This is a genomic window from Streptomyces sp. OZ13 (assembly GCF_052068155.1).
Taxonomy (GTDB): Bacteria; Actinomycetota; Actinomycetes; order Streptomycetales; family Streptomycetaceae; genus Streptomyces.
In genome coordinates this window covers 78,651-91,104 of sequence record NZ_JBQHCZ010000019.1, presented here as the reverse complement: position 1 = coordinate 91,104, position 12,454 = coordinate 78,651, and the positions used below count along the sequence as shown (strand labels likewise).

Genomic DNA, 12,454 nt, shown 5'->3' with positions numbered 1-12,454 from the left:
GAGCCCCTTTCTGCGTATGGCATACGCGTTACTGTGTAATGGTTACGCATTACTAGGATGGGCGTCAAGCGTGAGAGGGCCGCGGCAGCGGGCGACAGCAGAAGGCGGCGGAGTCGATGGCGGGCAGTGAACGCGGGCGCGCGCCGGACGGTGCGAAGACCGGAACCGGGCTGCCCGCGAGCATCGAGGCGGCGTGGGGCCTGCGGAAACGTCCTGGGAAAGGCCCCAAGCCGGGGATCGGCATCGAGCGGATCGTCACGGCCGCCGTGGCCGTGGCGTCGTCCGAGGGGCTGCCGGCGGTCTCCATGGGGAGGGTCGCCAAGGAGCTCGGCGTCTCCACGATGTCGCTGTACCGGTACGTCGCCGCGAAGGACGAGCTCTACATCCTGATGCTGGAGGAGGCCGTCGGCCTGCCGCCCGAACCTCCGGCACCCGGGACCGGCTGGCGCGAGGCGCTGGAAGCCTGGGCGTGGGCACAGCGCGAGGTCTTCCACCGCAGTCCGTGGATGTTGCGCATCCCCGTCTCCGGGCCGCCCGCCACCCCCAACTCGGTCGCCTGGTGGGACCGCGGCCTCGCCGCCCTGGCGGACACCGGTCTGGACGAGGGCGAGAAGATCTCGGTGGTCCTGCTGGTCGGCGGTTTCGTGCGCAACGAGGCACTGCTCATGGCCGACCTCGGAGCGGCGATCGCGGCGAGCGGAGAGTCCCCCGACGTGGTCATGCGCCGCTACGCCGACACGCTGGAGCGGTTCGCCGACGCGGAGCGTTATCCGGCGCTCGCCCGCCTGCTGGAGTCGCGGGTGATGTACGAACCGGACAGCCAGGACTTCGAGTTCGTCTTCGGTCTCGAGCGACTGCTGGACGGGGTGGGCGTCCTGGTCGAGAAGCGCCTCGCGGGCGGGGCACCGTGCGAGGGAGGACCGGAGACGTGAGCGGCGCGGGCGGCGGAACGGGGCTGCGCGAGCGCAAGAAGCGCCTCACCTACCGGGCGATCTCCGACGCAGCCGTCGCGCTCTTCCTCGAGCGGGGCTTCGACGCGGTCTCCGTCGCCGAGGTGGCGGCCGCGGCGGACGTCTCGAAGCCGACGCTGTTCCGGTACTTCCCCACGAAGGAGGACCTGGCGCTGCACCGGTTCGCCGAGCACGAGGACGAGGCCGCGCGTGTGGTCGCCGCCCGGCCGGCCGGTGTCCCGCCGCTCGAGGCGCTGCACCGCCACGTCCTCGACGGCCTGGCGCGTCGCGACCCGCTCACCGGGCTGAACGACGAGGAGGGCGTGCTCGCCTTCCACCGGCTGCTGTACGGGACGCCGAGCCTGGTGGCGCGGCTCCACGCCTACCAGGTCAGGTCGGAACGGGCGCTCGCGGAGGCGCTGTGCGCCGCGGGTGCGCAGGGCATCGGCGCCCGGCTGGCGGCGGGCCAGATCGTCGCCGTGCTGCGCATCCTCGCGGAGGAGAACTGGCGGCGGATCGAGGCGGGGGAACGGGCCGACGACGTCGCGCCGGACGCCGTGGCGGCGGCCGATCACGCCTTCGCGCAGCTCAGGTCCGGCCTGGGGTGAATCCCGGGGCGAGAGGCTTCCGCCGGCCGCTGCGCTGCCGCGTCCGCCGCTCGTTCCCGCGCCGGGCCGCCGGCGCGCGTGTCAGACTTCCGGGATGACCACAGAGACGATCACCGCCTCCGCCGCGGGGAGTTGGCAGTTGGGTGACCTGACGGTCAACCGGATCGGGTTCGGCGCGATGAGGCTGACGGCGGACGCGGACGGCGCGCCCCTGGACAGGGACAGGGCGGTCGCGGTGCTGCGGCGGGCCGTGGAGCTCGGCGTGAACCACATCGACACCGCCGCGTTCTACTTCTCGGCCACCCGGTCCGCCAACGAGCTGATCAACCGGGCCCTGTACCCGTACCCGTCCGACCTCGTGATCACCACCAAGGTGTGGCCGGGCCGCGACCCGTCCGGGAACTGGTGGTGGGCCTCGCCGGAGCAGTTGCGGGGACAGGTCGAGGAGAACCTGCGGCAGCTCGGCCGCGACCACCTGGACGTGGTGAACCTCCGTGTCCCGCGGAGCGGTGAAACCGGCTCGCTGGCAGCCCACTTCGAGGTCCTCGCCGGACTGCGGGACGCCGGCCTGATCCGCCAGCTCGGCATCTCCAACGTCAGGCCGCACCATCTCGAGGAGGCCCGCGCCATCGCGCCGGTCGTGTGTGTGCAGAACCCGTACGGGGTGGGCGCGTCGCCGGAGCACAACGCGTTCCTGGACTCCTGCGGCGAACAGGGCGTGGCGTTCGTGCCGTTCTTCGCGATCGCGGGCGACGGCCGGGAGGCCGGCGCGAGCGGCGCCGACAGCGAGGAGGTCCGCGCCGTCGCCCGGGCGCACGACGCGACCCCGGCGCAGGTCAGGATCGCCTGGACGCTGCAGCGCGGCCCGCACGTGCTCGCGATCCCGGGCACCGGCAACCCGGACCACCTGGCCGACAACGTGGCCGCCGGCTCCCTGCGGCTCTCGGACGACGAGATGGCACTGCTGGACGGAACCGGGCGGGAACCTCAGCCGTAGCGGCGCAGCAGCGCTTCGAGGTAGTCCTCCAGACGCCGCGCGACCCGCCGCGCCGTCAGGTCGGTGCGGCCGAGCTCCCGCCACGGGACGGCGACCTTCTCGGCGTCCGGCGCGAAGGCCAGCGCGTCGAGCATCCGCCAGTAGAGGTGGTCGGCCGGATCCTCGGCGAGCCGCCCCCCGGCGGCGGCGTAGCGGTCCGCGAAGCGCAGGCCCTCGTCGGGCCCGTGCAGCAGGGCGAGCGTCGTGGAGCAGTGGGCGACGTCCAGGTCGGCCGGGCCCCAGGAGGTCTCCACCCAGTCGACGACACCGCTGACGCGCAGGTCCTCCGCCTCCCCGGTGAAGAGCACGTTCCCGGGATGGAAGTCGCGGTGGAGGAAGCAGGCCCGGTGGGCGGGCGGGTCCCGGCGTATGACGTCGACCGCGCGCCGCCACACGTCGGGCCGGTCCGTCGCCCCGGGCAGCCGGACGCGTTCGGGAGCGGTCCACGCCTGGTAGGCGCGTGGCCGCTCCCCTTCGGGCACGTCCAGCCGGTGGATGCGTACCAACTGCTCCGCGAGCAGGGCGGCCCGGCGGCCGGCGCGGTCCTCCTCCAGCCGGACGCGCCCGGGGAGCAGGCTCATCAGGAGCGAGGGATGGTCGCAGTGTTCGGCGTCCGGGTCGACGGCCAGGAGCTCGGCCACCGGCACCGCGCCGACCGGGGCGAGCAGGCGCAGCATGCGGGCCTCGCGGGTGAGGAGTCCCGCCGCGTGCCGGAGGTAGAACGGTTCGACGAACGACCGGAGCACCAGCGTGCGTTCCGCCCCCGCGAGCCCGGTGACGCGCAGGCGTCGCATCGTTGACGTCCATCCGCCGAGAAGCCGCTCGGCGCCCTCGAGCCGTTCCCCGTCCGCGAGTTGCCCGCGCACCCAGGCGCGCGTCGCCGCCCAGTCCTCGCCGTGCTCCTGGCCGTGCCCGTGATCCGTGTCCCCGCCCATGGAGGGAACCCTACGGCCGGACGGCACGGGCCGGCTCGATGTCGCCCAGCTCGAACGGCAGTTGCGGGGACGGCGAGCTCAGCGGCGCACTTTCCTCGGCGGCTGCTGGACCGCGTGGGCCACTCGACGCGCCGCCGTGCTTCCCGAGCCGGTGAATCCGCTCAACGCGTCCCGGCGTCGGCGAGGATCGCCTGAAGCCGTGCCCGGCATTCGGCGACGAAGGCGGGATAGGTGTGCCAGTAGTAGGAGATCCCGCTGACGCCCACCGCGATCGCCCAGGCGCGGGCGCGGGCCCAGGTCACGTCGTCGAGGCTCAACGTGTCCCAGTAGGCCTGCCGGGCCTGGGGCGGCAGGTCCCAGACGGTGGAGTGCTCGGCGTCGGGAAAGCCGACCGACAGCGCTCCGAAATCTATGACCGCGTGGAGCTTTCCTTCCCGGACCAGGAGGTTGGTCGGCTTGAGGTCGCCGTGGAGCCACACATGAGGTGCGGACGGCTCGGGCAGCGCGAGCGCTTCCCGCCACAGCTGTTCCAGAGCGTCGACGTCGAGTTCGGAGCCCACGGTGGTCCGGCAGTCGTCGAGACTTCTGCCGATCCACTCGTCGCACGGTCCCAGGCCGCCCCCGCGGTACCAGCTGAGGCCGTCAGCGCGCGTCGCTCCCATGAGGTCGATGCCGTGGAGCTCGCCGACCACCGCCGCCAGGTCGGCCCCGAAGGCGGACCAGTCCCCGACGGTGTCCGGGCCGGCCTGGTCCCCGTCGATCCAGCGGTAGACCGACCAGACCGGGGGGAAGGCGTCGGTGGGTGTCCCGGCGTGGACGGGCTCGGGCACCGGACAGGACAGGAGGGGCGCCAGGCGGGGAAGCCACTCCTGCTCCTTCCGCAGGGAAGCTCCCTTGTCGGCGGTCCGGGGAAGGCGCACGAGCAGGTCGTCGCCCAGCCGGTACATGGTGTTCTCCGTGCCCGCGCCGGCCGGCGACAGCGGCAGGCCGGCCCACTCCGGTCGCTGCGCCGTCAGCAGCGACCGGACCAGCATCTCGTCGACGGGGATCTCGTTCTCGTGAAGCGTCACGCCGGAAGTCTCGCCGCGGACGGAGCGGGAAGCCAGTGACTTTCCGTCAGCCCCGGTGCCGCGCCGGAGAAGCGGACGCGGCGGGACCGGCGTTTGGTCCGTCCGGGTGTTGCTTGCGACACTATTGCAAGCAGTTGCTTGCAATAGTTAGCAATGGTGCGGCACCATCGGTACATGGCATCGCTCAACGTCGGCAATCTCGGTGAGTACCTCCGCGAACAGCGGCGCAACGCGCAGCTGTCCCTGCGGCAGCTCGCCGACGCCGCCGGCGTGTCCAATCCGTATCTGAGCCAGATCGAGCGCGGGCTGCGCAAGCCGAGCGCCGAGGTCCTTCAGCAGGTCGCCAAGGCCCTGCGGATCTCGGCCGAGACGCTGTACGTGCGGGCCGGGATCCTGGACGAGCAGGAGCGGGACGAGTTGGAGACGCGCGCCGTCATCCTGGCCGACCCGTCCATCAACGAGCGGCAGAAGCAGGTGCTTCTCCAGATCTACGAGTCCTTCCGCAAGGAGAACGGGCTCGAGACCGCCGCTGCCTCGGAAGCCCACGAGGACACCGCCGCTGACGGCCCCCGCACGGCCGGCACGGGCGATGCCGAACCGAAGACGAACTGATCTGCGTTCCGGGAGGACCACAGTCATGGCCATCACCGATGACCTGCGCAAGACCCTCACCGACCCGACTCCCCTCTACTTCGCCGCCGGCACCGCCGACCTCGCCGTCCAGCAGGCCAGGAAGGTGCCCGCGCTGATCGAGCAGCTGGCCGCCGAGGCGCCGGGCCGTATCGACGCCGTGCGCAACACCGATCCCAAGGCCGTGCAGGAGAAGGTGACCGCGCAGGCCAAGGAGGCGCAGGCCACCGTGCAGGCGAAGGTCGCCGAGGTGATCGGGAACTTCGACACCGACCTGAAGAAGCTGGGCGAGAGCGCCCAGGACATCGCCCTGCGCAGTGTCGGCGTCGCCGCCGAGTACGCGGTCAAGGCCCGTGAGACGTACGAGAAGGTCGCCGAGCACGGCGAGCAGACCGTGCGGGCGTGGCGTGGCGAAGCGGCGGAGGAGATCACCGAGATCGCCGTCGCCGTGGAGCCCGAGCCGGCGAAGAGCAAGCACAGCGACGCCGGGCCGAAGCCCGCGGCCGCCGCCGTGGAGCCGCAGAGCGCCGAGGCCAAGCCGGCCGCGCGCAAGACCACCGTGCGCAAGCCGGCCCCCAAGAAGAGCACGCCGCCGGCCGCGAAGTGAGCGATGCGCGGGCGCCGCTGGAAGCGGCGCCCGGCACGTTCATCGCGCTGCGGGCATCCTCGGAGGTACCTTGGCGGCGAGGCAGGCGACACCAACCACTGAGTAGGCGGTGCTGAGGATGCTGGCTGACAGTTTCGACTTCGGGCTCTGGATGATCGTCAACCTGGTCTTCCTGGTGACGTCCGTGGCCGCTCTCGTCATGGCCGCCATGGCCCGTGAGGACGCCTACCGGGCCGCCGACAAGAAGACCAAGCCGTTCTGGCTGGTCATCCTCGGTGTCGCGGTCGCCGTGAACCTCTTCGTCCCGATGCTGTTCCTGTCGATCGCCGGCCTGATCGCCTCGATCGTCTTCTTCGTCGACGTGCGCCCCGCCCTCCAGCAGGTCTCCGGAGGCGGCAGGCGGCGTGGCGGCTCCAGCAGCGACGGCCCGTACGGCCCCTACAACGGCGGCCGGTGACCGTCCAGGACGACCGAAAGCCCGGCTCACGGACTCGCCGGTGTGCCTGTTCTCGACGTCCGGCGCTCGTCGCCGATCACGAGTCTCGGCCGGTACCTGTGGTGCCCTGCCCACGATCGCTGCACATGACCGCGGTAAGCGACCGCTGACGCGATGCCGGACCGATGACGCAATGCGCGACAGCCGGCGTGATGCCGGACCGGTGACGCGAGAGGACTACCGGTGACCGCGATCCCGGACCGATGACGCGATGCGCGACAGCCGGCGTGATGCCGGACCGGTGACTCGAGGGGCCCACCGTGCCCGCGACGGGCGACCGTCGCTCAGCGGCGGGTCCCGTCGCGGCTCAGCAGCAGTACCGCCACGTCGTCGGTGAGGTCGCCGCCGTTGAGCTCGCGCACCTCGCCGACGGCGGCCTCGAGGAGCGTCTCGCCGTCCAGCCCGGCCGACAGCTGGCGGTTGATCATCGCGAGCATGCCGTCCTGGCCCAGCCGCTGCTTGGTGTCCGGGCCCTTGCGGCCCTCTATGAGTCCGTCCGTGTACATCATCAGGCTCCAGGAGCCGCCCAGTTCGACCTGGCGGCGCGGCCAGCGGGCACGCGGCAGCAGGCCGAGCGCCGGGCCGCCGTCGTCGTAGGGGAGCAGCTGTGCCGCCCGGCCGTACCGGGCGATCAGCGGGGAGGGGTGGCCCGCCAGGCAGAGTCCGGCCCGCCGCCCGTCGGCGGAGATGTCGACGGTGCAGAGCGTCGCGAAGATCTCGTCGCTCTCGCGCTCGTGCTCCAGCACCTGCTGGAGCGTGGAGAGCAGGTCGTCGCCGCACAGCCCGGCGAACGTGAGGGCCCGCCAGGCGATGCGCAGTTCCACGCCGAGTGCCGCCTCGTCCGGGCCGTGGCCGCAGACGTCGCCGATCATCGCGTGGACCGTGCCGTCCGGGGTGCGGACGGTGTCGTAGAAGTCGCCGCCGAGCAGGGCGCGGGAGCGCCCCGGGCGGTAGCGCGCCGCGAAGCGCAGGTCGGAGCCCTCGAGCAGGGGGGTGGGCAGCAGCCCGCGCTCGAGCCGGGCGTTCTCCTGGGCGCGCAGCCGGGACTCGGCGAGCTTCACCTGGGCGGTGTCGGCCCGCTTGCGCTCCACCGCGTATCGCACGGCGCGGGTCAGCAGGCGTCCGTCGAGCTCCTCGCGGACGAGGTGGTCCTGAGCGCCCAGCCGTACCGCCTCCGCCGCCAGCTCCGTGTCGCCGGACGCGGTCAGCGCCAGCACGGCGTGCCGGGGCGCGAGGCGCAGGACGTGCTTGAGCGCGCCGAGGGCGTCGTCCTGCGGGCGTCCGGGGAGTGCGAGGTCGACGAGGACGCAGTGGACGTCGTCCGTGAGCAGCCGCTCGGCCTCGGTGAGGTTCCGGGCGGTACGGATGCGGACGCGCGCACCTGCGGCGTCCAGCAGACCGGGAACGCTGAAGGTGCCCGCAGGGTCGTCCTCGATCACGAGGAGTATGAGGTCGCCGCCGCCGGCTCCGCCGGGGGCGGTCTCCGCGACGGGGACGTTCCTCTGTCGCGGTACGGGTACGGGCATCGGTGTTGTTCCTTCCCTCCCCCCGAGGGCGCGGCAGGACGACGATCGACGACCCGCCAGACGGGGACCATAGCGGTATGCGGTGGCCGAACGGAATGGCGATCAGCGAAGAGCCGGTGGCATATGCCGCGCATAGGGGCGTAGTTGCCGGGCGGCCCATGACGAACATCACCCCTGGCGCCCGTTTCGCCCCTTCCTTCGCGTGGCGTGCGTCACTTGCGAAGTGGGGTCCGCGTCCTGCCGCCGTGGTCCCGGGTGTCCGGCGTCACTTGTCGGGGCGGACGACGCCGAGGATGGACATCGAGCCGGCGCCGGCCACGGTCACGTTTCTGCCCGGCCGCGGCGCGTGGATGATCGCGCCGTCGCCGATGTACATGCCGACATGGCTGGCGTCCGAGTGGTAGATGATCAGGTCGCCGGGACGCATGTCCTGGATGCGGATCCGGGGCAGCAGCCGCCACTGTTCCTGCGAGGTGCGGGGGATGGTGCGGCCGGCGGCGGCCCACGCCTGTGAGGTGAGCCCCGAGCAGTCGTACGAGTCCGGTCCCTCCGCGCCCCACACGTACGGCTTGCCGAGCTGCTGCGTCGCGAACCGGAGTGCCTCGCGGCCCTGTTCGCTCGCCGTGCCGCCCACGCCCTTCAGGGCGCCGGAGTCGAGCCAGGCGGCCTGTGCGTCGTACTGCGCCCGCTGCTCCAGCTGCAGGAGGGTCGCCAGCTCCTCCTTCTCGAGTTCGTCCTCGAGCCTCTTGGCGGCGGCGATCCGCTCCTTTATCTCCTTCTGTGCCTTCTCCTTCTTGACCCGGTTGGCCTCGAGCCTCTCCCACTGGGCGCTGGCGTCCTTGGTGTATGTGGCCAAGTCCGCCTGAGTGCGGGTCAGTTCGGTGATCAGGTCTTTGGTGGCCTTCTGGCCCTGCTGGATGCGGCCGACGCCGTCGAGGAAGAGCTGGGGGTCGTCGACGAGCGCCAGTTGCGCCTCCGGCGGGAGCCCGCCCGCGCGGTACTGGGCGCGGGCCGCCGCGCCCGCGCGGTTCTTCAGCTCTTCGATCCTGGCCTGGCCCTTGGCCATCTCCTGCGCGAGCTTCACGATTTCGGCCGACTGCTTCTGGGTCTGTTCCTCCGCGAGGTTGTACGCGTCCGTCGCGGACGCGGCCTTGCGGTAGAGGGCGTCAATCTCGAGGCGCACTGCCTCGAGTGACCGGTCCGGCGCGGCGGGCGGGGGCGGCGGGAGCGCGCCGGGCCGGGTGACGGACGCCGGTGTCGTGGGGGCCGGCTCGGGGGCCGCGAAGGCCGTGCCGGGGGACGCCAGCAGCGTCAGAGCGCAGACCAGTGTGATCGCGGCAGTGGCACAGTGGCGTCGGTTCACGACTCCCCCTTCGGGCGAACGCCTGGCATCCGGCTGCTTGCGGCGCAGCAGAATGTGATTAACCGTCAGTAACTTGGGCGTGACGTCGTGATGGTGTCATGACGTACACGAAAGTGACAGGGTCGAACGGCACTTCGGCGCGCAGATCACCCCCACAGATCACCCACCCCTGATCGCGCCCGCCGATTCCTCCCACTCCACTGACGAGCAAGGCCCCCGGTGCGTTCCCGTGTTCGGGTCGTTCACTCGATCGTGGTGCCGTTCATCCCGAATCGGGAGCGAGTGCCGCCCACTTCACGGTCACCTCTCCCTGCCGCCACCGTCTCCGGTCGTCCGCCAGCGGCCAGGTGCCCGCGAGGTCCGTCACGGCCTTGATCCAGCGCTGCCGGGCGCCCAGGGACGCGTAGGGGGCCGCCGCCGCCCAGGCCCGGTCGAAGTCCCGGAGGAAGGCGTGCACCGGCTCGCCCGGCACGTTGCGGTGGATGAGCGCCTTGGGCAGCCGCTCCGCTAGGTCGGAGGGGCGTTCGAGCGAGCCGAGCCGGGTCGCGAACGTCACCGTCCGGGGCCCCTCCGGGCCGAGCGCCACCCACACGTGCCGCCGCCCGATCTCGTCGCAGGTGCCCTCCACCAGCAGGCCGCCGGGCGCGAGGCGGCCGCACAGCCGCGCCCACACGGCGGCCACCTCCGCCTCGTCGTACTGGCGCAGCACATTGGCGGCCCTGATGAGCGCGGGCCGGTCCGTGGTCGGGACCTCGAAGCCGCCGTGGCGGAAGGCGAGCCCCGTCCGCTCGTACGGCTTCGCGGCGCTGACCCGTGCGGGGTCGATCTCGATGCCGACGACCTCGCACCGGGGATCGGCGGTGCGCAGCCGCTGAAGCAGCTCCACCGCGGTCCACGGGGCCGCCCCGTACCCGAGGTCGACGGCCACGGGTGCCGTGCCGGCGCGGCGCAGGGCGGGGCCGTGCGCATGCGCGATCCAGCGGTCCATGCGGCGCAGCCGATTGGGGTTGGTCGTCCCGCGGGTCGCGGTGCCGACGGGGCGGTTCATGCAGAAGAGGGTATGCGGTCGGACCGGCGCACAATGGACGTGGTCGGCGGCCCCCGGCGCAAGGGGAGCGGCGGCCGTGAAGGGTAATGATTCGGCAAAGTGGCCCCCGAAGGAAATGGAAGGAGTCGCTCCGCTGTTGTGAGCCTGTGCGGGACCCGCTTGCCCCGCGCCTTGCCGTGCCCGCAGCGAGAGGACCGTCGACGTGAGCCAGTACGTGTCCCGCCTCGGCAGCAGCCGGATGGCACCGCGTATCCGGTTCCCCGGCGGCAACCGCAAGCCCCGCCGGGTCGCCATGCTCAGCGTCCACACGTCCCCGCTGCACCAGCCGGGGACGGGCGACGCGGGCGGCATGAACGTCTACATCGTCGAGCTGGCCAAGCGCCTCGCCGCCATCAACGTCGAGGTCGAGATATTCACCCGGGCGTCCGCCGGCGGTCTGCCGCCGGCCGTGGAGCTGGCCCCCGGCGTCCTCGTGCGGCACGTCGACGCCGGCCCCTACGAGGGCCTGGCCAAGGAGGACCTGCCTCCTCAGTTGTGCGCCTTCACCCATGGGGTGATGCAGGCGTGGGCGGCCCGCCGCCCCGGCCACTACGATCTCGTCCACTCGCACTACTGGCTCTCCGGCCACGTCGGCTGGCTGGCGGCGGAGCGGTGGGGCGTCCCGCTCGTGCACGCCATGCACACCATGGCCAAGGTGAAGAACGCCGCACTGGCCGAGGGCGACACCCCGGAGCCGGCCACCCGCGTGATCGGCGAGACGCAGATCGTGAACGCCGCCGACCGGCTCATCGCCAACACCGCGGGGGAGGCCGACGAGCTCGCCCGCTTCTACGACGCCGACCCCGCGAAGATCGCCGTCGTCCACCCGGGCGTGAACCTGGATCTCTTCCGCCCCGCGGACGGGCGGGCTGCCGCCCGGGCACGCCTCGGGCTGCCCCAGGAGGCGTTCATCCCGCTGTTCGCGGGCCGGATACAGCCCCTCAAGGCCCCCGACATCCTGCTGCGCGCCGTCGCGACCCTGCTGGAACGCGACCCGTCCCTGCGGCGCCGTATCCACGTCCCCGTCGTCGGCGGCCCCAGCGGCAGCGGGCTCGCCAAGCCGGAAGGGCTCCAGAAGCTGGCCGCCAGGCTGGGCATCGCGGACGTCGTGCACTTCCGCCCGCCCGTCGGCCAGGAGCAGCTCGCGGACTGGTTCCGCGCCGCCTCCGTACTCGTCATGCCTTCCTACAGTGAATCCTTCGGCCTCGTCGCCATAGAGGCGCAGGCCGCCGGCACGCCGGTGGTCGCCGCTTCCGTCGGCGGTCTCCCGGTCGCCGTCCGCGACGAGCGCACCGGCTTCCTGGTGCCGGGGCACGATCCCGCGCACTACGCGGACGTCCTGGAGGGCTTCGTCCGCGACCCTTCCCGGACCGAGCGGATGGGGGAGGCGGCGGCCCGGCACGCGCAGTCGTTCGGCTGGGACGCGGCGGCGTCGGCGACCGCCGACGTCTATCAGGCGGCCATGTACGAACACCGCCGCCGTACGCGTGCCGCGCACCACTGACGGGCGCCCCGCTCGAGCCCGCCGGCGGGGGCGCGGCGCGGTCCGCGCGGCTGTGACGGCCGTCGCACGCGGGCCGTGTACCACTGACGTACGCTCGCCCCATGGCTGACGTACAGCAGGCGACGCGGGTCATCGAGCAGGCCTTCAAGGACGCCGAACTCGAATGGGAGAGGCCCGACACGGGCTCCTACGTCGTCAAACTCCCGGGCACCCGCAAGCTTTCCACGACGTGCTCGTTCCTCGTCGGCAAGCACTCGCTCTCGGTCAACGCCTTCGTCGTCCGCCACCCCGACGAGAACGACGCCGCCGTCCACCGCTGGCTGCTGGAGCGCAACCTCAAGCTGTACGGGGTGAGTTACGCGATCGACCGGCTCGGCGACATCTACCTCGTGGGCAGACTCCCGCTGTCCGTGGTCACGCCCGAGGAGATCGACCGGCTGCTGGGCTCGATCCTGGAGGCGGCGGACGGCTCCTTCAACACGCTGCTGGAGCTGGGTTTCGCGAGGGCCATCCGCCGCGAGTACGAGTGGCGCGTGTCGCGCGGCGAATCGACGCGCAACCTCGACGCGTTCACTCACCTGACCAAGCGACCCGCCGACTGACGCCCTGACTTTCCTGTTGGCCGGTGCATGACTCTTTCGG

General features: G+C 72.2%; 13 protein-coding genes. 8 read left to right on the top strand and 5 right to left on the bottom strand.

The features are described 5' to 3' along the window. Positions 1-116: 116 nt before the first annotated feature. The 3 genes from ACTMTU_RS31275 (at position 117) to ACTMTU_RS31265 (ending at position 2,555) form a co-directional block, all read left to right on the top strand. Positions 117-932: a TetR/AcrR family transcriptional regulator gene (locus ACTMTU_RS31275; protein WP_441266790.1), complete on the top strand. Its 816-nt coding sequence runs from the start codon at positions 117-119 to the stop codon at positions 930-932. Continuing rightward, a complete protein-coding gene (locus tag ACTMTU_RS31270; RefSeq protein ID WP_441266789.1) occupies positions 929-1,558 on the top strand; it encodes a TetR/AcrR family transcriptional regulator in 630 nt (209 codons plus the stop codon). The genes ACTMTU_RS31275 and ACTMTU_RS31270 overlap by 4 nt, the downstream gene beginning before the upstream one ends. 94 nt (positions 1,559-1,652) lie before the next feature. After that, positions 1,653-2,555: an aldo/keto reductase gene (locus ACTMTU_RS31265; RefSeq protein WP_441266788.1), complete on the top strand. Its 903-nt coding sequence runs from the start codon at positions 1,653-1,655 to the stop codon at positions 2,553-2,555. Here ACTMTU_RS31265 and ACTMTU_RS31260 read toward each other — a convergent pair. Together ACTMTU_RS31260 and ACTMTU_RS31255 are read right to left on the bottom strand one after the other, a co-directional pair. Beyond that, positions 2,546-3,529 (bottom strand): phosphotransferase family protein, encoded by a 984-nt coding sequence (locus ACTMTU_RS31260; RefSeq protein WP_441266787.1) that lies wholly within the window; start codon positions 3,527-3,529, stop codon positions 2,546-2,548. The two genes, ACTMTU_RS31265 and ACTMTU_RS31260, sit on opposite strands and share 10 nt — an antisense overlap. Before the next feature lie 161 nt (positions 3,530-3,690). Continuing rightward, positions 3,691-4,599 (bottom strand): aminoglycoside phosphotransferase family protein, encoded by a 909-nt coding sequence (locus ACTMTU_RS31255; protein ID WP_441266786.1) that lies wholly within the window; start codon positions 4,597-4,599, stop codon positions 3,691-3,693. 174 nt (positions 4,600-4,773) lie between these two features. Here ACTMTU_RS31255 and ACTMTU_RS31250 point away from each other — a divergent pair, with 174 nt between their 5' ends. The 3 genes from ACTMTU_RS31250 to ACTMTU_RS31240 all read left to right on the top strand — a co-directional run bounded on the left by ACTMTU_RS31250 (position 4,774) and on the right by ACTMTU_RS31240 (position 6,293). Further along, the gene (locus ACTMTU_RS31250; RefSeq protein WP_441266785.1) at positions 4,774-5,211 is read left to right on the top strand and encodes a helix-turn-helix domain-containing protein; all 438 of its coding nucleotides are present in this window, start codon (positions 4,774-4,776) and stop codon (positions 5,209-5,211) included. Positions 5,212-5,236: 25 nt separating this feature from the next. Then, positions 5,237-5,836 carry a hypothetical protein gene (locus tag ACTMTU_RS31245; protein ID WP_441266784.1) on the top strand — a complete coding sequence of 200 codons (600 nt, stop codon included), beginning with the start codon at positions 5,237-5,239 and terminating at the stop codon, positions 5,834-5,836. A 118-nt stretch (positions 5,837-5,954) separates the two neighbouring features. Then, a complete protein-coding gene (locus tag ACTMTU_RS31240) occupies positions 5,955-6,293 on the top strand; it encodes a DUF2516 family protein (RefSeq protein WP_441266783.1) in 339 nt (112 codons plus the stop codon). Positions 6,294-6,616: 323 nt separating this feature from the next. Here ACTMTU_RS31240 and ACTMTU_RS31235 read toward each other — a convergent pair whose 3' ends face one another. The 3 genes from ACTMTU_RS31235 to ACTMTU_RS31225 form a co-directional block, all read right to left on the bottom strand. Then, the gene (locus ACTMTU_RS31235) at positions 6,617-7,858 is read right to left on the bottom strand and encodes a PP2C family protein-serine/threonine phosphatase (RefSeq protein WP_441266782.1); all 1,242 of its coding nucleotides are present in this window, start codon (positions 7,856-7,858) and stop codon (positions 6,617-6,619) included. A 265-nt stretch (positions 7,859-8,123) separates the two neighbouring features. Beyond that, positions 8,124-9,221 (bottom strand): NlpC/P60 family protein, encoded by a 1,098-nt coding sequence (locus ACTMTU_RS31230; RefSeq protein WP_441266781.1) that lies wholly within the window; start codon positions 9,219-9,221, stop codon positions 8,124-8,126. 262 nt (positions 9,222-9,483) lie between these two features. Next, positions 9,484-10,269 carry a class I SAM-dependent methyltransferase gene (locus ACTMTU_RS31225; RefSeq protein WP_441266780.1) on the bottom strand — a complete coding sequence of 262 codons (786 nt, stop codon included), beginning with the start codon at positions 10,267-10,269 and terminating at the stop codon, positions 9,484-9,486. Between the two features lie 202 nt (positions 10,270-10,471). Between ACTMTU_RS31225 and mshA the strand changes: the two genes are divergently transcribed. Both mshA and ACTMTU_RS31215 read left to right on the top strand, forming a co-directional pair. Continuing rightward, entirely contained in the window at positions 10,472-11,812 is a 1,341-nt protein-coding gene (gene mshA / locus ACTMTU_RS31220; protein WP_441266779.1) for a D-inositol-3-phosphate glycosyltransferase, read from the top strand. Positions 11,813-11,913: 101 nt separating this feature from the next. Beyond that, positions 11,914-12,414, top strand: coding sequence for a YbjN domain-containing protein (locus ACTMTU_RS31215; protein WP_441266778.1), 501 nt, complete (start codon positions 11,914-11,916; stop codon positions 12,412-12,414). Positions 12,415-12,454 lie beyond the last annotated feature (40 nt).

What these genes read in the sequence shown, in the direction of transcription:
- ACTMTU_RS31275 (WP_441266790.1), top strand. Translation starts at nt 117, where the DNA reads ATGGCGGGCAGTGAACGCGGGCGCGCGCCGGACGGTGCGAAGACCGGA.
- ACTMTU_RS31265 (WP_441266788.1), top strand. Translation starts at nt 1,653, where the DNA reads ATGACCACAGAGACGATCACCGCCTCCGCCGCGGGGAGTTGGCAGTTG.
- ACTMTU_RS31260 (WP_441266787.1), bottom strand. Translation starts at nt 3,529, where the DNA reads ATGGGCGGGGACACGGATCACGGGCACGGCCAGGAGCACGGCGAGGAC.
- ACTMTU_RS31250 (WP_441266785.1), top strand. Translation starts at nt 4,774, where the DNA reads ATGGCATCGCTCAACGTCGGCAATCTCGGTGAGTACCTCCGCGAACAG.
- ACTMTU_RS31245 (WP_441266784.1), top strand. Translation starts at nt 5,237, where the DNA reads ATGGCCATCACCGATGACCTGCGCAAGACCCTCACCGACCCGACTCCC.
- ACTMTU_RS31240 (WP_441266783.1), top strand. Translation starts at nt 5,955, where the DNA reads ATGCTGGCTGACAGTTTCGACTTCGGGCTCTGGATGATCGTCAACCTG.
- ACTMTU_RS31235 (WP_441266782.1), bottom strand. Translation starts at nt 7,858, where the DNA reads ATGCCCGTACCCGTACCGCGACAGAGGAACGTCCCCGTCGCGGAGACC.
- ACTMTU_RS31225 (WP_441266780.1), bottom strand. Translation starts at nt 10,269, where the DNA reads ATGAACCGCCCCGTCGGCACCGCGACCCGCGGGACGACCAACCCCAAT.
- ACTMTU_RS31215 (WP_441266778.1), top strand. Translation starts at nt 11,914, where the DNA reads ATGGCTGACGTACAGCAGGCGACGCGGGTCATCGAGCAGGCCTTCAAG.